This window comes from Paraburkholderia atlantica, assembly GCF_000092885.1.
GTDB classification, from domain to species: domain Bacteria; phylum Pseudomonadota; class Gammaproteobacteria; order Burkholderiales; family Burkholderiaceae; genus Paraburkholderia; species Paraburkholderia atlantica.
Window position 1 is genome coordinate 891,759 of the sequence record NC_014119.1, and the last position, 21,871, is coordinate 913,629.

Here is a 21,871-nt window from a genome sequence, read left to right on the forward strand (position 1 = left end):
TCGGGACGAAAAAGATCGGAAGTCAATGCATTCATGGGTATTACGCCTCCAACCGGGAACTGCCGCATTGCGGTTTTTCCGATAGCGGCTTCGGATTGTCCGAAGGAAACCGGTCAGCGCTTTCCCCCGCCATCGACGTGCAGGATCTCTCCAGTGATCAACGGTGCGGAATCGAGAAAGAGGATGCGTATCTAAAAGCGGACTTCGCGTGCACGTGGATGGAATTCTGTACCATCGATGGTACGAACTGAAGAACCAAGAATCGCCCATCTCGTGTGTACCAAGATGAATTCAAACCTGCGGATTCGACTCGACCGAACAGCGAGGCTGCCGCTGTCAGAACAAATCCGTATCAGCATTAGCAGGGCCATAGAGTCGGGCCTGCTCACACCTGGCACGCGGCTGCCGTCGTGGCAGGACTTGGCCGCGCAGCTTGGCGTGGCGCGCGGTACAGTTCAGGCGGCATATGAACGGTTGTCCGACGCCCAGATGATCGAAACATTCCGCGCAGGGGGCACCCGCGTCGCCCCCCAGCCGCGTGCCGCGGCGGCTCAACCGGAAGCGCCGCGGCTCGGACCTTTTATGCGGTCTTATCTGGAGATGAACGCGGGGCCGGCGATCTTTCAGCTCGGCATTCCGGCGTTTGAAGGCCTACCGGAAAAGCTTTTTGCACGCGCACGCTCTTCCAATGTATTAAAGACGGGGTGTTTATCCTCACTGCTTTATCCCGATCCTAGAGGTGAGTTCGAACTGCGCAGAGAGATCGCGGGCTATCTCTCCATCGCTAGAAACCTCCACTGCTATCCGGAGCAGGTGTTTATCACTTCAGGATACATCTCCGGCTTAGGCCTTGCGCTGCGGGTGTTAGGTCTGGACGGCAAGAAGGTTTGGATGGAAGAGCCGGGATTCATGGTTACCCGGAAGGGATTGGAGCTCGCTCGTTTGGATATCGTCCCCGTACCGGTGGATGCGGAAGGTCTCAACGTAGGCTATGGAATCGAGAACGCCGCGGACGCTGCGTTAGCCGTCGTGACGCCAGGTCAACAAGCTCCGTTGGGTTCGACCATGTCCTTGAGGCGACGGCTGCGGTTGCTTGAATGGGCAGTATCGACCGGTGCCTGGATCATTGAAGACGACTACCTCGGCGAGCTACAACTAGAAGGTAGGCCCGCACCTGCCTTGGCGTCTTTGGACAAGGGCGAACGGGTGATCCACATAGGTTCTTTCAGCAAGACTGTTAGCCCGGGGCTGCGACTCGGATTTGTCGTGGCACCAACCACACTGGCTAACGCATTCTCCGAAGTAGCCGCAACGCTTGCCCCCGCGCCATCACCGGTAATGCAACTCGCCACGGCTCGATTTATGCATGACGGCCACTACATACGGCGCGTCCGTCGGCTCAAACGTCTCTATTCCGCCCAGCGTGACGCGCTATGCGAGCAGTTACGGATGCGCGAGGCGCAGTGGGTCAATGCCGGCCTGGCCGTGCTGCTCAGACTCCCCGATGGCGTACCCGACACGCCGATCGTTCGCGAGGCGATGACCGTTGGCATGGCGCCATCGCCTTTGTCCACATGGTTCGGGACCCCGTCCTGGGCGTTACCCGGCCTTTTGCTCGGGGTTGCCACGGCGCCTGAACGGCACCTCCCGGCGGCGTGCCGTCGACTGTTCGAGATCATCGACCGGTATCGCTAGCCTCATCACCGCATGAGATGTCTGCTAACGGGCCAGCCCGCAAGGGGTATTCGGTCTCGCGCTACTGGGACGGAGGAAGACACTCGTGCAACGGCGGCGCACTTCCGTTGAGGCGCAGAGCAAGGAACCTGGCCGTTCCGGTCGGGGCGCCGACCTTGACCGTCGAGCCCGTCCTGGCGTTGGCGACCTGGCTTTTGCAGAAGCGGAAGTACGAATTGTCGCAAGGATATGGGCCGGCGATCTGGAAGCCGACCGGAGAGCCCGGGGTCACGCTTATCGGACACGCGCAGATGATCTCCGCGCGGTCGAGCGGCTCGTCGAACCCGGGGAACGAGCTGCCCTTGCTGCTGGTGAAGCACATGCCGCCGTCGCATTGCGCGTAGCCGCCGTCGGACCCCGCTGGACAGTTATAGAGCGCCTGGTTGCCCTGCGGCGCGACGACGGACTCTGGCACGCTGAACGTGCTCACCATGTAGCCATTGTCGACGCCGTTGGCGTTTATCGAGCAGACGTCCTCGCTGTCGACCCGAAGAGGCAAGCTGATGCTGTCCCCCTTTCTGACGTCGCATTGGCAATAGGCCACCTGGTTCAGCACGGTGCAGCTTGCGGTCGCGCAGAGTGCGTACGTCTGCCCTTTGCAGATCTTGAAGAATCCGGAGGCAGCCGCGCTGGCAGGCATCCCGGGCGGAGGGATGCTCGCAGAAGGCGCGGGCGCGACAGTCTTCCCTCCGCAGCCGGTCAGTGCGTCGAGTGCCCCGCCCAACATCATCGCTACGAGAAAGTTCACTAGCCTGCGTCCCATGATTCCCTCCTGCTATCGGAAGCGGTGGTACGGACAAGTATGTCCCGATGTCCGTATCGCGTCGGACATTTGGGGAGCGCGGACTTGAACGGTTTGCCGGCCAGCAAGCGCTTCGAGGTTGACTTCATAAGCATAAGTGATAATAATATCAACTAGAAAGAGTGGTTGGCGTTTTGAAGGGCCCGCCGGCACTCCAGGTGCCCGATACAACGGCATCAGCTGAGTGGTTGTTCGAAGCGAATCACGCGACGTCCCGGGCGTGAATCCAGTTAAGGTCCGATCAGGCATCCTATCGTCTTGCCCTCGCACTGCTCCCGAGCATTCAGCGCATGGTTCACACCGCCGAATACCGTGCACCACGATGCGCGGACACCATCCCTGAGGCCGCTGCTTGCGATCGAAACAACCATGCGATTGAACAGCACGAAGGTGCACCCGTGACCAACTACCATCGCCAATCCCTCATTTGGGGCGCCGTCGCCTTATCGGCCGGTATTCTTCTCTGGAGCCTGCGCGCGGTGCTGACGCCATTTCTTCTCGGGGCAATGATCGCGTACATCCTGCAGCCAGGCGTCGAATGGCTTGCACGTCATCGCACGCCAAGAGGACTTGCCGCGCTTCTCATGATCTCTGTATTCGCGTTGGTGATCACGTCGGTAGCCTTGCTTGCATTCCTGGTCATCCAGCAGGAAGTGCCTGAATTCGCAAGACAAGTCCCATCACTCGCGGCCAAGCTCGAGGCCATTCTCAAACCGCGGCTCGCATGGCTGGGAGTCAGCTACTCGCTTGATCTGGCGAGTGTCCGTGATTGGGTCGTGGCACATCTGATCGCAAGCGAGCAGGGCGCAGCTCTCACCGTGTGGCGGTACCTTGGCACAAGCGGCAATTTAATGATCGCCGTCGTCGGAAATGCAGTGCTGGTGCCACTTGTACTCTTTTATCTGCTCTACGACAGGCACGAGGCTTTCACGCGCCTGGAAAGCTTCGTGCCGCGGCGCTGGCTAGATAGGACGCGCGACTTCGTCGCAGAGATCGATCGCATGATGTCGCAATATCTGCGTGGGCAACTGCTTGTCGTCGCGATACTCGCTGCGTTTTACCCCGTTGCACTGGCGCTCGCCGGATTGTCCGTCGCGTTGCCCATCGGTCTTTTGACGGCGGTTGCCGTTTTTATCCCCTATGTCGGATTCGCGTCGGCGCTTTCGCTGGCGCTGCTGGCTGCGTTACTGCAATTTCACGACTGGTATGGCCTCGGCGCGGTGATTGTCGTGTATGGAGTGGGGCAGATTCTCGAAAGCGCTATTCTTACGCCCCGGTTCGTCGGCGAGCGTATCGGTTTGCATCCGCTGGCGGTCATTTTCTCGTTATTGGCTTTCGGGAAACTATTCGGTTTCTTCGGTGTTCTGCTTGCGCTGCCCGCCAGCGCCGTCTTTGCCTCGGCCTTGCGAGAACTGCGTCGCCGTTATCTGACAAGTACGTTTTACCAGGCGTGATCGGCTAGAGACCAGGTCCCGCTGTGCGGCGCGCCACGGGAAGACAACCGCCGGCCACAGCACTATTCCACTTCAGACTCCGGCGCCGCGGGCAGCGGACGCCGGGCGATCTTTTCCGCCTCCAGCCGTTTGAGGCCAAACCCTTGCAGGACGATGGCCGCTGTACGTTCGCCAAACCTGTCAACTTTGGACCGTAACACCTTCCGCGCGCGAATCGTCCGCTTCGATGATGCTGACACATCGAGCTCAGCAGCGACTCCTGCGAGCACAGTGCCGATTGCGGAAACGACGCACATCAACTCGTCCGCGATCATAAAGCGCTTTTTTGAAATTCCTATCGCCGCATCTCGCAGCAGCCGCTGACCAAGGCCCGTGCTTAACGCGCGTGTAGACAGTCCCTCGCGTATCAACAATTGTCCCCAGACCGGCTCGCGGCAGGCACGCAGCAGCGTATGACGCACTGAGACGGCTATCACTTCCGCCGGGTCGGCCAATCCGGTGGTGAGTCCGTCAAGCCTGTTCGCGAAGTCTTCGAAGAGCCAGTCCACGAGCGCTGCGAGGATGCCTTCCTTTGATTCGAAGTAGTTGTAGAAAGACCCGAAACCCACGTCGGCGGCATGCGTGATCTCGCCGATCGTGACGCTTTCCATTCCTTTTTCCGTCAGTAGTCGGAAGGCGGCGTCGAGCAACCGGACTCGAGTCTCATGCTTGCGCCGGGCTAAACGGGGTGATTGCCCATGCACCGACTCCCGAGTTGCGATGTGCGCATGGATCGCCGACTGACCGCTTGCACGCTTGTTACGGACATCTGGCACGTTGCCTCCCGATTCTTTGTTCCGTCATATTTTAGATTTATACGTCATGATTGACAATAATATCAAACATGGGTCTAATGTCACCTGATGCGGATAGCGTCGCAGCAGCGGCACGCAGCGCAATCGTCTTAGACGCGCTTCATGCACCGGGATCGTGATTCGGAGGTTTCGTGCATATAGGGCGCCTGGGCATGAGCCGACGCGGCTACTGGTGCTGCTGTCCCGCTGCCAGTTGCAGCCTGGCGGTCGCGATGACGCGCCACAACGTTTCGGAACAACGTTCAGTAGCGTTGTAAGCGGATCAGTAACACATCGGATGGCATTCCGACTTTTGCGCTGGTGACAAGGCGTGCTTCTCACGCACACCACGGCCCCCGTCAGCGCGGATCACTTTTCTTCCTGGATTCATCACCTGCCTTGTGAACATCGTGAAACATTCCGGTCCTGTCGCGCTGAAAAGGGCGCACTCCTCGTTTCCTTCCGTCTTCCGGCCAACGCACCGGATACCCGCTGTCATCATGGTGTGCAGTGCACTTCTCCTTAGCGCGTGCCATCAGCGCGAAGCGCTCGTGCCGCAGCCAAAGCCCGTCGTGGCGCGGGTGGTTCATCCCGATGGACGAATGGCCGACGCATCGTTGCCGGCGCAGGTGCAGGCGCGCTATTCCACGCCTCTGTCGTTCCGGGTCGGCGGCAAGGTGATCGAACGGCGCGTGCGTATCGGCGACACCGTGAAGGCCGGACAAATCGTTGCGCTCCTCGACCCGACCGATCTGCAGAACAATCTCGTCAACGCGCGTGCGCAACTCGACGCTGCAGAGCATCGTCTCGTGTTCGCGAAGCAGCAGCTCGATCGTGACGAGGCGCAGGCCCGCGCGAACCTGATTGCAACCGCGCAGCTGGAGCAGACCCAGGACGCCTACGCTTCCGCGCTCGCACAGCGCAATTCCGCTCTCGCACAGATGGCGCTTGCGACGGATCATCTTCGCTATGCGACGCTCACGGCCGAGCACGACGGGGTCGTCACGTCGGAAGATGCCGATACTGGCCAGAACGTGCAGGCCACCCAAGCCGTGTACCACCTCGCCTGGACGGGCGACGTCGACATCGTCTGCGACGCGTCGGAAAACACGGTGAACGCGCTGAGAGTCGGCAGCAAGGCGAGCGTCTCGTTGTCCGCGCTGCCTGGCAAGTCATTCGATGCGTCCGTGCGCGAGGTTTCCGCCGCCGCAGATCCGGAAAGCCGCACATGGCGGGTCAAGCTGACATTGACCGCACCCACTGCCGAAGTGCGTCTCGGCATGACGGCCAACGTCGCATTCGATGACGCACGCGAGGGCGCCAACGGTGAGGCTTTTACGCTGCCGGTGACCGCGCTTTTTCACGAAGGTGAAAAGCCTGCCGTGTGGGTGGTCCGTAACGGTAGCGACGCGCTTGAACTGCGCCCGGTCACGATCGCGCAATACGGCGAACGCTCAGTGTCGATCGCTGCCGGTCTGCACGATGGCGACCGCGTTGTGCTGCAAGGCGTGCATGCCGTAAGTTCGGGTCAACACGTGCAGGTGGTGCCTCCACTACATCCGGAGGAGTTTGCGTCATGAACGCGCGTGACCAGCAAAGCGCGCGCGATGGCGCGCCCGCGAGCGCCTCGAACGAGACAGGCACAAGCGGAACCGGTTTCAATCTCTCGGCCTGGGCGTTGCGGCACCAGCAGCTCGTGATCTTTCTGATCGGCCTCGCCACGCTGTTTGGCGTGATCGGCTATACGCACCTCGCGCAGTCGGAAGATCCGCCATTCACGTTCCGCACCATGGTCATCAAGACTTACTGGCCGGGCGCGACCGCGCGCGAGGTGCAGGAGCAGATCACGGACCGGATCGGCCGTCAATTGCAGGCGGCGCCTTATGTCGACAACATCAAGAGCTACTCGCGGCCCGGCGAGTCGATGATCTTCTTCGCAATGAAAGATTCGGCGCCCGTCAAGGATGTGCCCGAGACGTGGTATCAGGTCCGTAAAAAAATCGGCGACATCGCGGCGACGCTTCCGAAGGGAACAATCGGCCCGTTCTTCAACGACGAGTTCGGCGACGTCTACACGAATATCTATGCGCTGGAAGGCGATGGCTTTTCTCCCGCGCAACTGCACGACTACGCGGACAAACTGCGCACGGTGCTGCTGCGCGTACCCGGCGTCGCGAAGGTCGACTACTTTGGCGACCCTGATCAGCACATCTTTGTCGAGATCTCGAACGCGCAGCTGACGCGGCTGTCGATTTCGCCGCAGCAATTGGCTCAGGCCATCGACGCGCAGAATGCCGTTGCCCCCGTCGGCACCATCACGACGGAGGATGACCGCGTGTTCGTACGTCCGAGCGGCGCGTTCAAGAACGAACAGGCGCTCGCGGATCTGCTGCTAACGATCAACAAGCGCACATTCCGCCTCGGCGACATCGCGGCCATCAAGCGTGGCTACGATGATCCGCCTGTCACGCAAATGCGTGCCGGCGGTCAGGCGGTGCTCGGCATCGGCGTGACGATGCAAAAGGGCGGTGACGTCATCGACCTCGGCAAGGCGCTCGACGCAAAGACCGCTGAACTGCAGGCGACGCTTCCGGCAGGTCTCAAGCTCACGCCGGTCTCGAGCATGCCCCATGCGGTCAAGCACTCGGTCAACGAGTTCGTGCGCTCGGTCGGCGAAGCGGTGGCGATCGTGCTGGTCGTCAGCCTCGTTTCGCTGGGACTGAGAACCGGCATGGTCGTCGTGATCACGATTCCGATCGTGCTGGCGATGACGGCGCTGTGCATGCATCTGTTCGGCATTGGCCTGGACAAGGTGTCGCTCGGCACACTCGTGCTGGCGCTCGGGCTGCTCGTCGACGATGCAATCATCGCCGTCGAAATGATGGCGGTGAAGCTCGAACAGGGTTGGAGCCGCATGCGCGCTGCCGCCTTTGCCTATACGAGCACAGCCTTTCCGATGTTGACGGGAACGCTCGTGACGGTCGCCGGTTTTCTGCCGATCGCGCTCGCCAAATCGAGCACGGGCGAGTACACGCGCTCGATCTTCGAGGTGTCGGCGATCGCATTGATCGTCTCGTGGTTCGCGGCGGTCGTGCTCGTGCCGTTGCTCGGCTTTCATATGCTGCCCGAACGCAAAGGTCACGAGGGCGCGGCTCACGGGCACGAGCACGATGTCTACAACACAGGTTTCTACCGGCGCCTGTCGGGCTGGGTCTCGTGGTGCATCGACCGGCGCTGGGTGGTGCTATGCGTCACCGCCGTGCTGTTCGCAATCGCAATGGCGGTGTTCACACGCGTGCCGCAGCAGTTCTTTCCGAACTCGGAGCGCCCCGAGCTGCTGGTCGACCTGAGGTTGCCGGAAGGCGCTTCGTTCGAGGCGACGCTACGTGAAGCGAAGCGGCTCGAAAAGGTGCTGGACGGCAAGGCGGAGATCGAGCATTACGTCGACTTCGTAGGGACAGGCGCGCCGCGCTTTTATCTGCCGCTCGATCAACAGCTGCAACAGCCCAACTTCGCGCAGTTCGTCATCACCGCGAAGGACGTCGAGACGCGCGAGGAGTTGATGCACTGGCTCGACGCGAAACTCGAGAAGGACTTCTCTGGCGTTCGTACGCGTGTCGCTCGACTCGAAAACGGTCCGCCCGTGGGCTTCCCGATCAAATTCCGCGTCAGTGGTGACGACATTGCGACGGTGCGCTCGATCGCGGATACGGTGGCCGGGCAGGTCCGTGCGGACCCGCGCACGCGTAACGTCCAGTTCGACTGGGACGAGCCGGCCGAGCGTTCCATGTCATTCGAGATCGATCAGAACCGGGCGCGTCAGCTTGGCGTCACCTCGCAGGACGTCTCCAGCTTCCTCGCGATGACGCTTTCCGGCTACACGGTCACCCAGTATCGCGAACGCGACAAGCTGATCAACGTCGATCTGCGTGCGCCAAAGAGCGAGCGCGTCGATCCGGCAAAGCTCACGAGCCTGGCGATCCCCACGCCCAACGGCCCGGTGCCGCTCGGCTCGCTGGGACACATCCGCGACACGCTGGAATACGGGGTCATCTGGGAGCGCGACCGCCAGCCGACCATCACCGTGCAGGCCGACGTGCGCGGCGACGCGCAGGGCATCGACGTGACTCGCGACATCGAGCATGCACTCACCGCTGCGCGTGCCAAATTACCCGTCGGTTACCGGATCGAGGTAGGCGGCGCGGTGGAAGAGAGCGTCAAGGGCCAGACATCGATCAACGCGGAAATGCCGTTGATGATCATCGCGGTGCTGACGCTGCTGATGATCCAGCTGAAGAACTTCGCACGAACCTTCATCGTCGTGCTGACCGCGCCGCTTGGCTTGATCGGCGTGGTGACCGCGCTGCTGCTGTTCGGCAAGCCGTTCGGCTTCGTCGCGTTGCTGGGCGTGATTGCGATGTTCGGCATCATCATGCGCAACTCCGTGATTCTGGTGGACCAGATCGACCAGGACATAGCAGCAGGGCAGCCGCGCTTCGACGCGATCATCGGCGCGACCGTGCGGCGGTTCCGGCCGATCATGCTGACGGCCGCCGCCGCAGTGCTCGCGCTGATACCACTGCTTCGCTCGGGCTTCTTCGGTCCCATGGCAACCGCACTGATGGGCGGCATCACCATCGCCACACTGCTGACGGTGTTCTTCCTGCCGGCGCTCTACGCGACGTGCTTCAGGGTCCGGCGTGACGAGCGCGACGCGCAACCAGTCGTCGTCGAGCATACGGAGGTTTGATCATGAGCTTTACCTGCAAGACATCCGTGGCGGCCGCGGTTGCGGCACTCGCCATGTCGGCGTGCTCGTTCGGGCCGAGCGGCGAACCGCCAGCCATGCCGTCGCCCGGGCACTATGGCGCTGAGGCGCAGCCATCGAAAACGGTGGCTGCGGGTGGCGTTGCGCAGACGTTCGATGTCGGCGCGGCTCCCGTGCCTCAATGGTGGCGGCTTTACCGCTCAGATGCACTCGACGCCTTCGTCGACGAAGGCTTGCGCAACAGTCCGACACTCGCCGCGACACAGCGCACGCTCGCGTCAGCGCGGGAGGAACTGCGCGCGCAGATCGGCGCATCGACGCTGCCGTCGATCGACGGCGCCGCGCAGGTCGAGCGCGCGCGTACGCCTATCGTGCCGGGGCTTGGCCCCGAGCAGGTGCAATACAACTTTTTTGCCGGGCAGATCTTCACCCATTACACGTTCGACCTGTTCGGCCAGACGCGTTACATGAATTCGGCGAGCGCGGCGCGTGTGAACGTGCAGGCGTTCGAACTGGAGGCGTCACGTCGCGCGCTCGCCGCGAACATCGTCGGTACGGCGATCAATGTGGCGGCGCTCGATCGGCAGATCGCGCTTACCGAGCGGCTGGTTGTGGTGTCCGACGACGCTGCGAACGAAGATCAGCAGCGCTACACGCTCGGCTCGGCCTCACGCGCACAGGCGCTTGAGTCGAAACAGAGCGCGGCTGCGATCGCGGCGACGTTGCCGTCGCTGCGTCAGCAACGCGCGTGCGCTATCCACGCGCTGGCCGTGCTGATGGGGCGCACGCCGGATGACGCGCCGAGCGTGCCGGAACTCGAAAGCCTGTCGCTGCCGCAGCACTTGCCCGTGGCCGTGCCGTCGGATCTGCTGCGCTCGCGCCCGGACATCGAGGCAGCCGACGCCGCCGTGAAGGCCGCCGCCGCGGATGTCGGCGCGGCGACGGCCCAAATGTTCCCGAGCCTGTCGCTGACGGCCTCGATGGGCCGAGGCGGTTTCAACTGGCCGGCGGTGACGTCGGGCGCGGGCGCACTGTGGGCGATCGGCGCCGGCCTGTCGCAGCCAATCTTCCATGGCGGCGCGCTGTTCGCACAGCGTCGCGCGTCGGTCGACGCCTACGACGCCGCCGTGCTGCACTATAAGGCGACGGTGCTGTCCGCTTTCCAGGATGTGGCGAATTCGCTGGCCGCGCTGGATAACGACGCGCAGACGCTCGCTTCGTCGGACGAAGCCGCGGTCGCCGCTCGCGCGGCATTCGAGGATACGGCGTCGCGCCAGCGCATCGGCTCGCTACCTTCGACGGCACGACAGGCGAGCGAGTCGCGTTACCTGAACGCGCAGATCGCCGCCGTGCGCGCAGCCGGTCAGCGCATGAGCGATACGGCGGCGCTGTTCCAGTCGATGGGCGAGTTGCCCGCCGCCCCGCAGAGCGCAGCGTCGGCGCAATGACCGGGTGTTCGTGACAGTGGCGAGGACAGTCGGGCCGGACCGGCTCCGAGCAATCGGTTCAAATATGAGGAAGCCTTGCGAGGAGCGGGGAGGACCGCACTGTCCTGTCCGCAATCCGGACACTGCATGGATACAGCGCAGTTGCGCGCTTTGAGGAATGAGTCGGTGCGAACGGCGGGGAAACCATGCCTTCGCTTTCTCTGCTGGATGCCTCGCTGATTTTTCCGTCGACGCAGAATGCAGTCCGGCTCATATGTTCAGCGCTTCGCGAAATAGCGAGGTATCACCGTGAGACGTTCGACAACCACAGCCGGGACACTATCAACTCAGCCCTGATCGACGGCTTCCTCGACGGTGGGCAATGGACGGGAAGCGATCTTTTCCGCCTCCGCGCGCTTCAGTCCGAGCGTTTGCAGCAACATTGCTGCCGTGCGCTCGGGAAAATGCTCGCCGCTAAAGCCCAGTTCTGTCAGCACGCCCGCCGCGCTCGCGCCCGGCACGACAAAGTTCAGCTCGGCGGCGATGGCACACAGCACCGTGCCGCCCACTGCGAGAAAGCCGATAAAGGGGTCGGCCACGACGAACCGTTTCGCCGCAATCCCGCTGCCGATGTCGCGCAGCAGTCGCTGACCGAGTCCGCGGCTCATTGCGCGCGCAGAAAACCCTTCACGGATCAAAAAACGTCCCCACACGGGATCATGCCGCGCCCGAAGGACCGTATGGCGCACAGAGACGGCGACTACTTCTGCGGGGTCGGAAACGCCGCCTGTAAGGCGATCGAGCATGTTCGCAAACTCTTCAAACACGTTGTCGACAAGCGTCGCATAGATCGCTTCCTTCGATTCAAAGTGGTTGTAGAACGAGCCGAAGCCCACGTCGGCGGCCTCCGTGATTTCGTTGATCGCCACGCCCTCCATCCCCTTTTCGGCCATCAGCCTGAGAGCAGCGTCGAGCAGACGGGTTCGCGTCTCACGCTTGCGACGTGCACCGCGCGGCTCCCGTTCTTCGGCAACCGGTACGGGGGCGACGGACGTGGCAACGGTGGAACGCTTGCCTGCCCGGCGATTTGTCGTGTTGGTCATCGTGATTCCTGATCTGGACATACCGCGCAGTATAGATTCGATTCTCTATATTGACAAAATCATCAGCGATGAGTTTAATGTCATCAAAGGCCTCGACGAGCCGATTCGACCGAAACCGATGGAGTGATGATGGAGACAGCAGCCACAAACGGCGCCACGCCTTGCCTTGCCCGCGCGCCGATGCGGGCATCCGAACCCGCTATCGATAGCGCCTCGGCGAAGCGCCGATCGCCGTTCGATCATGCCGCCAGTGGGGGATCTTTCGAACCCGCATCGGTCATCGCAACCGCCTGATCAGGTTCCGACATGAAACTGACTACCGCACAGCCCGCCCGTCACCCCAATCCAACGGCGAAAGCGACCGCTTTGGCCTATCTGGTATTCGAACGGCCGGACCTCGAGCAAGCCGAGCGTTTTCTCAATGACTTTGGGCTTCAAACGGTATCGCGGGACGAGGCGCTGCTGCTTCTACGCGGCACGGACGCTGCGCATTTTTGTTATGTGGTGCGTAGGGCGTCGAAAGCGCGGTTCGTGGGTTTCGGCTTGCAAGTCCGCAGTCGCGCGGAGCTTGATGAACTGGCGAAGCTGCCGGGCGCGTCCGAGGTCGAAGACTCCGCGCTGCCGGGCGGCGGCTACGTGGTGCGACTGACGGACCCTTCCGGTTTCGCTATCGATGCGATCTGGGGCCAGGCACCCGCCTCTGCCTTGCCGCACCGGCTGCCACTGCCATTCAATTCCGTCGATGCCACCGTTCGAGTCAACGATACGCAGAGACCGCCCGAGCGCGCGCCAGAGGTGATCCGGCTAGGGCATGTCGTACTCGAACTCGCCGACTTTCAGGAAACCTGTGCCTGGTACACGCGGCACTTCGGGTTCATCCCGAGCGACGTACAGGTGCTTCCCGACGGCTCGCCGGCGGTCGCATTCATGCGTCTCGATCTTGGCAACAACCCGGCCGATCATCACACGCTAGCGCTTGCTCAGGGATTCGCTGCGACATACAGCCATAGCGCCTACGAACTCATCGACGCGGACGCGGTCGGTATGGGTCAGCGCGTCTTGCGCGACAGTGGCTGGACGCACGCGTGGGGGATCGGCCGACATATCCTGGGGAGCCAGATTTTCGACTACTGGCAGGACCCGTGGGGCGACAAGCACGAACACTATTGCGACGGCGACCTGTTCACGTCCGATGAGCCGACGGGAATCCATGCCGTGAGTCGCCAGGCAATGGCTCAGTGGGGGCCGACCATGCCGCGCAGCTTCACGAAGCCCAGATTCACGCCCACGAGCGTTGCGTTGCTTTTCAGAAACCTGCGCTACAGCCCTGACCTGACTCTGAGCAAGCTACGAACGCTGGCAAAGATCTTCGCCTGAACCAGGCTTTCCTACTGATCCGGAGAATTGAACAATGGCACTACACGTCCTGCATTACCTTCATCATGGCCGTGCCCAGTGGGGCGTGGTCGCAGAGGGCGCCATCACACCGATTCCAGGCGAGTACGAATCGACCGCCGCGTTTATCGAGGCCAATCCGGTCGAGCGGCTCATGATACTCAGCGGTCCATCGATTCCCGAATCGGAAGTGCAGTGGCTGTCACCCATAACCGCCAACCAGCAGTTCATCTGCCAGGGCGCGAATTACCGCCAGCATATGATCGAGTCCGGCATGGACCCGGACGTCAAGAAGTTCAACATGATTTTCACGAAGGCACCGAGCTGCATCGTTGCGGCGGACTCGGCCATCGTGAAACCACGCGCGGTGCGGTTCCTCGACTATGAGATCGAACTCGGTCTCGTGCTCAAACGCGATATCACCTCCGGTGAGACTGTCACCGAGGCAAACCTGCACGAGTACATCGCGGGCGTTGTGATCGTCAACGATTATTCAGCGCGTGATATCCAGATTCCGCAGATGCAGTTTTACAAGGGCAAGAGCTTTCGGACATTTGGCCCTGTCGGCCCTTATCTTTGCCTGCTCGAGAAGCATGACATTCCGAAGCTGAAAGAGCTCGTGCTGACGCTCACGGTCAACGGAACCGTCCGCCAGAACGACACTACTGCTGGCCTTGTCTATGGCCCGGCAGAGACTCTGACCGAGCTCTCCCGTGTGCACGACCTGCGCACGGGTGACCTCCTTGCGACCGGCACACCATCCGGATGTGCGCTGAGCATTCGTTCACCGGAGAAGCAGCGCGCTGCGGCGCAGTTGTCGGAAGAGGATAAATGGCGGCTTTTCCTGAAGATGCAGGAAGACAGGCCTCAGTATCTTCAGGTGGGAGACGTCGTCGAGGCATGGATTGTCAGCCTCGACCGCTCAATCAACCTGGGCGTGCAGCAAAACGTCGTCGTTGAAGAGGCAGCATGAAAGACGCCGCAAAAGGACAGGATGTTCTCGCTATCGAAGCACCGGGACAACTGCCGGATCTTCCGACGAGCACCTACGAAATGATCTGCAGGGGCGCTGCCATCAATCCATCGGCGCCCGCGCTTTCCTTCTTTCGAACAGCCGATGAGTATGCCAGCCCGGAGTGCTGGACATACAGCGACCTGTTGCGTGATATCACGTGCACCGCAAACATGTTCTCGCGGCTGGGCGTGGAAAGGAACACCGTCATCGCCTATATGCTGCCGAATCTGCCAGAGACACACTTCGTGATCTGGGGAGGCGAAGCGGTGGGAATTGTCTGCGCGATCAATCCGCTGCTTGAAAGCGAAGCGATCGGCGAATTGCTGAAGGCATCGGGTGCCAGCGTGCTCGTAACGCTCGCGCCGTTCCCCGGGACTGACCTATGGCAAAAAACGCAAGCGGTGTTGCACCACGTCCCCGCCATAAAAGATCTGGTTCTCGTTAATCTAGCCGACCGGATACCGGGAGAAAAAGGATTGGCAGCCCGGATACTACAACGTGGCGAAACCGCAAGTCTGCATGGCAAAGGGGGCGTGCGCAGCGCGGTTCCCGCGCAGATCCGGGTCCATGATTTTGGCACCGCAATGGCGAACGAGTCCGGAATATCGCCCGACGACTCGCCCTCGGCGCGGATCGACGATATCTCGTCCTGCTTCTGCACGGGCGGCACCACGGGACTGCCGAAGATCGCGATGCGCCGGCACCGCAATGAGGTTGCCAATGCGTGGAACGCCGGTCGGTTTCTCGGCGAAAGCATCGGTCCGGGCAAAACAATATTTTGCGGACTGCCGCTATTTCATGTGAATGCCGTGATGGTGACAGGGCTGCTAGCGTTCTCGCGCGGCGCTCATGTCGTTCTCGGCACACCGCAAGGATATCGCGGCGACGGCGTTGTAAAGCGCTTCTGGGAAATCGTTGAACATTACCGCATCAATTTCTTCAGCGGTGTGCCAACGCTTTATGGGTCACTGCTCGAGGTTCCTATTGGCGAACACGATATCAGTTCGCTCGAGTACGGGCTGTGCGGTGCCGCGCCGATGCCGGTGGAATTACTTCGCAATTTCGAGCATCGCACGGGAATCCGAATTCTCGAAGGCTACGGACTCACTGAAGGCGCCTGCGTGAGCAGCGTCAATCCGCCGCTCGGTGAACGCAGGGCCGGCTCGATTGGCCTTTGCCTTCCCGGTCAGGCTATGAGGGTCGTGGTGGCCGATGAGGCCGGCCGGTATTCGCGCGATTGCGCGGCAGATGAAGTCGGCCAACTGGTGATCTCCGGACCAAATGTGTTCGTTGGATATTCCAGGCCAGAGCAGAACAGTGGAATCTGGATGGACCTCGGCGACGGCGAACGTTGGCTCAATACTGGCGATCTCGGGCGCCGCGATGCCGACGGATACTTCTGGCTCACAGGCCGGAAAAAAGAGCTGATCATTCGGGGCGGTCACAACATCGACCCTGCGGCTATCGAAGAAGCCCTGCATCGTCATCCCGCGGTTCAGATTGCCGCCGCCGTCGGCCGGCCCGACGCGCATGCGGGCGAGTTGCCGGTTGCCTATGTCCAGCTCAAGCCAGGCGCCACGACAACCGAAGCGGAACTGGCCGTATTCCTGCGCGCCTGCATTAGCGAGCGGGCTGCGCTTCCCAAGGCAATCCGCGTCATCGATACGATGCCGCTGACAGGGGTCGGCAAGATCTACAAACCGGCGCTGAAATGGCGAGAAATAGCGGACGCATTGCGATTCGCACTCGTTGAGGCCGGTGTCAGCGATGCAGCGGTGAGCATCGTCGAAGACACCGCTCGCGGGCTGACCGCTCATATCGAGCTCAACAGCGTCGAGCTCGAAGAACTGGCGCGCGCGACGCTCGCTCGCTTTCCGTTCGGCTTTTCGCTTTCCGTCCCGGCGAGCTCGTGCGGAAAAGCGGGTCACGCCTGAACGCCAGTGGCATTTGTTTTCGAGCTAGAGCAGTGGTTTTTGGTTGGAGAGGAAGATGGGTATTGCATCGGAAACCACCTTGCGAGCGCTTTTTGAAAAATGGCTCGGCCCCGTTCCGGCGACGCCGCTGCGGATTACCCGCTCGGCTCGCACGCCGTCGACTCAGGGTGTCTACGTACACATCGAACTGTTCTGCCTGGGGAAAGGGTTGGCCTGTTTTTCTTCCGGCACTCCGATGGCTCGTGGCGCGTGTTCCCGCCGGAGGCTGTGCGCCCGTCAATGCGGGCTCGCTGACATATCCGGTTCTCGAGAGCGCGCCGCAATCTTACGTCAGGCATAGACCTGTAGCCGGGCGCTTTTGCTGGGGGCACGAAGAAGAGCGGTGGAAAGCGCCATCGGAAACGCGCGAAAGCGCGTCATTTCATTTAGTACGACTGCATGAGACGCGGGCCTGACGTCGTTCGATGCAAACGAACGATTGCCATGCCGACACCACGCGGTCACGGGCGCCCCATGAAGCGCCCTGACCGGCAGGGCGACAAAAACTATTCAGCCAATGAGACAGGAGAAGACACGTGATGAACGACAGGAGAACGGTTCGCCCCGCTGGTTTCGCGGTGTGCCTCTGCGCGGCCGCGCTTGCTGGTAATGCGGATGCGCAGACAGCCGGGAGCTTCACCGTGGCGACCGGGTGGCTCCACGTCGCGCCACAGAGTAGTGCAACACCGCTGACCGTGGAAAGCGTGGGTGGCATGACAGTGAATCAGCAACTGCCCGGTACTGGGGCGCACGCGACGTCCACGGACACAATGGGGATCACGACCGAGTATTACGTCACCGACCACATCGGCATTGCGACGCTCATCGGACTCCCGCTCACCGTGGATCTGGTCGGGGATGGCGCGCTCGCGAAGTATGGAACCCTGGGCTCGACGCGGCCGATTCCGCCCGCGCTTGTCTTTCGATACCACCTGCTTTCCGCCCAGTCGAAGTTCCGTCCTTTCATCGGACTAGGCGTGAACTATACCTGGTTCACCCAGGTGCGTACGACTAACAGCCAGTTTGTCACTGACAGTCTCGGTCCGGGCGGGTCGGCGCACGCATCCCTCAGTTCGTCCTGGAACCCGGTATTCGAGATCGGGGCTTATTACGCGATGACGAACCACTGGTCGGTGGGTGCCAGCGTCGGTTACGTTCCTGTAAAGACTCACCTTACGCTGGACGGGACTACGGCTAAAGGGACACAAATCGTTTCGACATCGACGATCCGTCTCAATCCCGTAAATGTCTTCCTGAATGTCGCCTATACCTTCTAGCCCGCAAGGACAGCGTTTCAGGCGCCGAACACGGCGGAATACGTTCAACCAGTTTAGAGGTTCAAATGCACAACGTAATGAGGAAATTCGACCATTCGAAACACGCTGATGACGTCCCGATGGACGTAACGCTGCGGCGTACAGTTCCTGTCGCGCGCGTGGGAGTAATGGTTGTGAAAGCGCTTTGGCCATCTCCCGCTTCAATGTTTCATCTCGGGTGAAACCATGAAGCGACAAGTGCTCAAATCGATTCTGTTCGCGCTGCCCAAAGTACTCGGCCTGACGGCAAGCCGTTTCCCCGCCTATCGTCAGCGCCTCAAGGAGCGGAACATTGTCGCCTGGATCGGGCTGATGGATCGGAGCGTCGGCCGCGTCATAGAAATCAGGAACGGTCGCGTCCGGTCGCGCGCCTGCCCGCGTGGGCCAGCCGACGTGAGCATCCTGTTCAAGGATGTCACCACGGCCCTCAAATTTCTTTCCCCACGGCAGGACCATGCTGAAATTATTCATGCGGCAAAGAACTTCAAGGTGGTGACGGAGGGCGACGATGAACTGCTGGTGTGGTTCATGCAAACGCTCAGTATGATGCAAACCATCAGCCTGCCGATGGGCACACCAATGCGGGACGGCACGCGCCGATACACGACCTGCACGAACGGCGGCCCTTTGTTCGTTTACGTGAAGGATGATCGCATCATTCGGGTGACGCCTATCGATCTGGACGGCAAGGACGCTGCCAGTTGGGAGATCGAGGCGCGCGGGCGCCGCTTCAGTCCACCACGGCGAGGTCTGGTCGCGCCGCACGCATTGGCGATCAAGTCGCTTGTCTATTCCGACAAACGGATTCTTCATCCGTTGAAGCGCGTTGATTTCGACCCGGATGGCGAGCGCAATCCGCAAAACCGCGGCAAGTCGGGCTACCTCCCGATCAGCTGGGACGAGGCGCTTGACATCGTTGCGAAAGAGATCAACCGGCAAAAGCGCGTTCACGGTCCCGGCTCGATTACGTTTCCCATGTCGTCGCATCATCAGTGGGGGAACATCGGCTACTACCTCAGCGCGCTCACCCGCTTCGCCAATCTGATCGGCTTCACCCGGGTTGCCGCGAATCCGGACAGTTGGGAAGGCTGGTACTGGGGTGCGATGCATCACTTCGGCAACTCGATGCGCGTCGGTGTGCCGTCAGGCTATGGCGGCATCGAAGACTGCCTGAAGGAGGCGGAAATGATCGTCTTCTGGTCTTCCGATCCGGAAAGCACTAACGGCGCGTATGCGGGATTCGAGGGTACGCCGCGGCGCCTGTGGGCGAAAGAACTGGGCATCGAGTTCGTTCACATCGACCCACACTGCAATCCGACCGCGCAGTTGCTGGGCGGGCGTTGGATTCCCGTTCGACCGCAAACCGATGCGGCTCTCGCGACCGCGATCATGTACGTTTGGGCCGTGGAGGGCTTATACGACCAGGATTTTGTCGCTAACCGCACGACCGGCTTCGCTGAATGGCGCGCCTATCTGCTGGGCGATACGGACGGCGTGCCGAAGACGCCTGAATGGCAACAGTCCGAGACCGGCGTGCCCGCGAAGGATGTGCGGGCGCTCGCTCGCCTGTGGGGAAAAAAGAAGGTCTATCTCTCTGTCGGCATGACAGGCGCGGGCTTCGGCGGGGCAGCACGCGGCGCCACCGGGGCGCAATGGGCGCGCTGCATGATCATGATGATGGCGATGCAGGGGTGGGGTAAGCCGGGCGTAAATTTTGGGTGTCTGCAGCTGGGTGCTCCGCACGACCTTCACTTTTATTTTCCGGGCTATGCCGACGGCGGGATGTCCGGCGACCTCGCATGGACCGCCAATGCCGTGAACAACTATCAGCGCATGCCGCACATCCTGACGATGAATCCCGTCAAACAGATGGTCCCGCGGCAGCAGCTACCCGATGCCATCATCAACGGCCATGCGACAGGATACCTGTGGGACGGTATGTCTCAGGAAGCGCAGTTCGCGCCGTTCAGCTACCCGATGCCGGGCTATTCGCCGATCCACATGATCTATCGCTATGGCGGATCTTCCTTCAGCACCGTCACGAAGTCTGGACGCTGGGCCGATGCCTATCAACATTCCAGCATCGAGTTCGTGGTGAACCAGTCGATCTGGATGGAAGGGGACGCGCAGTTCGCCGACATCATTCTGCCGGCTTGCACATCGCTAGAGCGATGGGACATCGGCGAGTGGTCGAATTCGGGCGGCTACGCGCATCATGGCTTCAACACCGTCAATCATCGAATGGTAACGATGCAGCACAAATGCATCGAGCCACTGGGCGAATCCCGCTCGGACTACGATATCTTCGCCGCTATTCTGACCCGTCTTGGGCTTGGCGGTGTCTTCACCGAGGGCTGCGGCGAACTCGATTGGGTCAAGCGGGTATTCGAATCGTCGGATCTTCCCGATCACGTTTCGTGGCGCGAATTCTGCCGTAAGGGATATTTCGTCGTACCGCCCGAAAAGCCCGAATTGCGCCATCCCGTCGACATGCGCTGGTTCGCGGAAGGTCGTCGCAAGGATCTACGGGAGCCGCATCCGATGCCGTCACAGTATGCGGAAAAGTTCGGCATGGGCCTGCAGACGCCGAGCGGCAAGCTCGAGTTCGTACCCGAGTTGCTGAAGCGGCACACCGCCGATAATCCCGAGCGGCCCGCACTGAACCGGTATATCCCGTCGTGGGAGGGCTTGCGCAGTGAATTGGCCCAGCGCTATCCCCTGCAACTGATAGCAACTCACAGCCGCTACAGTTTTCATACCCATTGCGACGGCAAGAATTCGTCAGTCAACAGCGTCGAGGATCATCGTGCGCTGGTCGGCGGTCACCGCTTCTGGCTGCTGAGGCTCGGGTTCGCAGACGCGGCCGCGCGGGGCATTGCTCATCGCGATCTCGTCAAGGTCTACAACGACCGGGGTGCGGTGATCTGTGCGGCTGATGTGTCGGCTTTGTTAGCCCCTGGTGTCGTCAAGTCGTATGAGGCAAGCGCGGAATTCCAGATGATCGAAGTGGACGGCGAACGTGTCGAGATCGGCGGCTGCATGAACATGCTCACTCCTGACCGGTCGCAAACGGCGGGCACGAGCAGCATGAGCCCGAATTCATGTCTCGTGCAGGTTGAAAAATGGCAAGGCGCCGATGCGTTCCTGCTCGGTCGCGCAGCGTGAGGAGAATCGCCATGAGCAAGTGGAATCTGGTTATCAAGGTCGGGCGCTGCGAGAACTGCCAGAACTGCGTGATCGCCGCGCGCGACGAGCACGTTGGCAACGACTTTCCCGGTTACTCCGCACCCGCTTCGGCCGATGCCGAAAGCACCATTCGCATCATGCGCCGGGTGCAAGGCGATTCACACATGGCGGAGACGACGTACTTGCCGGTCATGTGCAATCACTGCGACGACGCACCGTGCATGCGTGCAGGCGGCGACGCCATCCGTAAGCGCGCCGATGGCATCGTCATCATCGATCCGGACAAGGCGCGGGGCAGAAAGGACATCGTCAAGGCCTGTCCATACAAGGCGATCGTATGGAACGAGGCATTGCAGCTGCCGCAGACATGGATCTTCGATGCCCATCTGCTCGACCAGGGTTGGCAACAGCCGCGATGCGAACAGTCCTGCCCAACGGGCGTTTTCGAAACCGTCAGGCTCGATGACGCCGCAATGGCAGAGAAGGCAAGACGGGAGGGGCTCAAAGTTCTTGAACCGAGGTTAAAAACCGGTCCCCGCGTCTGGTACAGCGGCCTCGATCGTTGGGAAACCTGCTTTATCGGCGGCAGTGTCAGTGCGCAGGTGGGGCAGGTCGTCGAGTGTGTCGCTGATGCGGCCGTTGCGTTGTACTGGTGCAATCGGAAGGTGGCCGAAACCGTCACCGACGCGTTCGGCGACTTCCAGTTCTCGCGGCTCATCAAAGACAGCGGCCATTATCGGATCGAGATTCGTCATGCCTTGGGCAATGCGTCGCGCGAATGCGTATTGGGCGAGAGCGTGTATGTCGGCGAGATCGGCCTCGTGCAGTCGACGAGCGCGGTTGAGGTCGACTGAGGCCGGCGCTG

Annotated in this window: 15 protein-coding genes; 12 read left to right on the forward strand and 3 right to left on the reverse strand. The window is 61.2% G+C overall.

All coding sequences use genetic code 11. The annotated features are described in order from the left end of the window. Positions 1-285: 285 nt before the first annotated feature. Positions 286-1,695 (forward strand): MocR-like pyridoxine biosynthesis transcription factor PdxR, encoded by a 1,410-nt coding sequence (gene pdxR, locus BC1002_RS31685; protein WP_013094054.1) that lies wholly within the window; start codon positions 286-288, stop codon positions 1,693-1,695. 61 nt (positions 1,696-1,756) lie between these two features. On the opposite strand, the gene BC1002_RS31690 is transcribed toward pdxR, so the two are convergent. After that, a complete protein-coding gene (locus BC1002_RS31690; protein ID WP_013094055.1) occupies positions 1,757-2,497 on the reverse strand; it encodes a hypothetical protein in 741 nt (246 codons plus the stop codon). 437 nt (positions 2,498-2,934) lie between these two features. On the opposite strand from BC1002_RS31690, the gene BC1002_RS31695 reads away from it, so the two are divergent. Next, positions 2,935-3,990: an AI-2E family transporter gene (locus tag BC1002_RS31695; RefSeq protein WP_041735982.1), complete on the forward strand. Its 1,056-nt coding sequence runs from the start codon at positions 2,935-2,937 to the stop codon at positions 3,988-3,990. A 62-nt stretch (positions 3,991-4,052) separates the two neighbouring features. Here BC1002_RS31695 and BC1002_RS31700 read toward each other — a convergent pair whose 3' ends face one another. Beyond that, positions 4,053-4,805, reverse strand: coding sequence for a TetR/AcrR family transcriptional regulator (locus BC1002_RS31700; RefSeq protein WP_013094057.1), 753 nt, complete (start codon positions 4,803-4,805; stop codon positions 4,053-4,055). Positions 4,806-5,323: 518 nt separating this feature from the next. On the opposite strand from BC1002_RS31700, the gene BC1002_RS31705 reads away from it, so the two are divergent. From BC1002_RS31705 to BC1002_RS31715, 3 genes are read left to right on the forward strand one after another with little or no spacing between them, the layout of a single operon-like run. Then, on the forward strand, positions 5,324-6,403 hold the full coding sequence (locus BC1002_RS31705; protein WP_013094058.1) for an efflux RND transporter periplasmic adaptor subunit: 1,080 nt from the start codon (positions 5,324-5,326) through the stop codon (positions 6,401-6,403). Continuing rightward, positions 6,400-9,573: an efflux RND transporter permease subunit gene (locus BC1002_RS31710; protein WP_013094059.1), complete on the forward strand. Its 3,174-nt coding sequence runs from the start codon at positions 6,400-6,402 to the stop codon at positions 9,571-9,573. Before BC1002_RS31705 ends, BC1002_RS31710 begins: the two co-directional genes overlap by 4 nt. 2 nt (positions 9,574-9,575) lie before the next feature. Next, positions 9,576-11,039 (forward strand): efflux transporter outer membrane subunit, encoded by a 1,464-nt coding sequence (locus BC1002_RS31715; protein ID WP_013094060.1) that lies wholly within the window; start codon positions 9,576-9,578, stop codon positions 11,037-11,039. Positions 11,040-11,365: 326 nt separating this feature from the next. Here BC1002_RS31715 and BC1002_RS31720 read toward each other — a convergent pair whose 3' ends face one another. Next, positions 11,366-12,121, reverse strand: coding sequence for a TetR/AcrR family transcriptional regulator (locus BC1002_RS31720; RefSeq protein ID WP_013094061.1), 756 nt, complete (start codon positions 12,119-12,121; stop codon positions 11,366-11,368). Here BC1002_RS31720 and BC1002_RS38330 point away from each other — a divergent pair. The 7 genes from BC1002_RS38330 (at position 12,111) to BC1002_RS31750 (ending at position 21,860) form a co-directional block, all read left to right on the forward strand. Further along, the gene (locus BC1002_RS38330) at positions 12,111-12,248 is read left to right on the forward strand and encodes a hypothetical protein (RefSeq protein WP_162094079.1); all 138 of its coding nucleotides are present in this window, start codon (positions 12,111-12,113) and stop codon (positions 12,246-12,248) included. The two genes, BC1002_RS31720 and BC1002_RS38330, sit on opposite strands and share 11 nt — an antisense overlap. Positions 12,249-12,427: 179 nt before the next feature. Further along, positions 12,428-13,498, forward strand: a complete 1,071-nt coding sequence (locus BC1002_RS31725) for a VOC family protein (RefSeq protein ID WP_013094062.1) — start codon at positions 12,428-12,430, stop codon at positions 13,496-13,498. A gap of 34 nt (positions 13,499-13,532) precedes the next feature. Beyond that, positions 13,533-14,489 (forward strand): fumarylacetoacetate hydrolase family protein, encoded by a 957-nt coding sequence (locus BC1002_RS31730; protein ID WP_013094063.1) that lies wholly within the window; start codon positions 13,533-13,535, stop codon positions 14,487-14,489. After that, the gene (locus tag BC1002_RS31735) at positions 14,486-16,465 is read left to right on the forward strand and encodes an acyl-CoA synthetase (protein ID WP_013094064.1); all 1,980 of its coding nucleotides are present in this window, start codon (positions 14,486-14,488) and stop codon (positions 16,463-16,465) included. Before BC1002_RS31730 ends, BC1002_RS31735 begins: the two co-directional genes overlap by 4 nt. Before the next feature lie 578 nt (positions 16,466-17,043). Beyond that, positions 17,044-17,781, forward strand: a complete 738-nt coding sequence (locus tag BC1002_RS31740) for an OmpW/AlkL family protein (protein ID WP_013094065.1) — start codon at positions 17,044-17,046, stop codon at positions 17,779-17,781. A 225-nt stretch (positions 17,782-18,006) separates the two neighbouring features. Next, positions 18,007-20,985, forward strand: coding sequence for a molybdopterin-dependent oxidoreductase (locus tag BC1002_RS31745; RefSeq protein WP_013094066.1), 2,979 nt, complete (start codon positions 18,007-18,009; stop codon positions 20,983-20,985). A gap of 11 nt (positions 20,986-20,996) precedes the next feature. Beyond that, on the forward strand, positions 20,997-21,860 hold the full coding sequence (locus BC1002_RS31750) for a 4Fe-4S dicluster domain-containing protein (RefSeq protein WP_013094067.1): 864 nt from the start codon (positions 20,997-20,999) through the stop codon (positions 21,858-21,860). Positions 21,861-21,871: the final 11 nt, after the last annotated feature.

Bases quoted from the DNA above. Each gene is read 5' to 3' on its own strand.
- pdxR (WP_013094054.1), top strand. From the start codon at position 286: ATGAATTCAAACCTGCGGATTCGACTCGACCGAACAGCGAGGCTGCCG.
- BC1002_RS31690 (WP_013094055.1), bottom strand. From the start codon at position 2,497: ATGGGACGCAGGCTAGTGAACTTTCTCGTAGCGATGATGTTGGGCGGG.
- BC1002_RS31705 (WP_013094058.1), top strand. From the start codon at position 5,324: ATGGTGTGCAGTGCACTTCTCCTTAGCGCGTGCCATCAGCGCGAAGCG.
- BC1002_RS31710 (WP_013094059.1), top strand. From the start codon at position 6,400: ATGAACGCGCGTGACCAGCAAAGCGCGCGCGATGGCGCGCCCGCGAGC.
- BC1002_RS31715 (WP_013094060.1), top strand. From the start codon at position 9,576: ATGAGCTTTACCTGCAAGACATCCGTGGCGGCCGCGGTTGCGGCACTC.
- BC1002_RS31720 (WP_013094061.1), bottom strand. From the start codon at position 12,121: ATGACCAACACGACAAATCGCCGGGCAGGCAAGCGTTCCACCGTTGCC.
- BC1002_RS31725 (WP_013094062.1), top strand. From the start codon at position 12,428: ATGAAACTGACTACCGCACAGCCCGCCCGTCACCCCAATCCAACGGCG.
- BC1002_RS31730 (WP_013094063.1), top strand. From the start codon at position 13,533: ATGGCACTACACGTCCTGCATTACCTTCATCATGGCCGTGCCCAGTGG.
- BC1002_RS31735 (WP_013094064.1), top strand. From the start codon at position 14,486: ATGAAAGACGCCGCAAAAGGACAGGATGTTCTCGCTATCGAAGCACCG.
- BC1002_RS31740 (WP_013094065.1), top strand. From the start codon at position 17,044: ATGAACGACAGGAGAACGGTTCGCCCCGCTGGTTTCGCGGTGTGCCTC.
- BC1002_RS31745 (WP_013094066.1), top strand. From the start codon at position 18,007: ATGAAGCGACAAGTGCTCAAATCGATTCTGTTCGCGCTGCCCAAAGTA.
- BC1002_RS31750 (WP_013094067.1), top strand. From the start codon at position 20,997: ATGAGCAAGTGGAATCTGGTTATCAAGGTCGGGCGCTGCGAGAACTGC.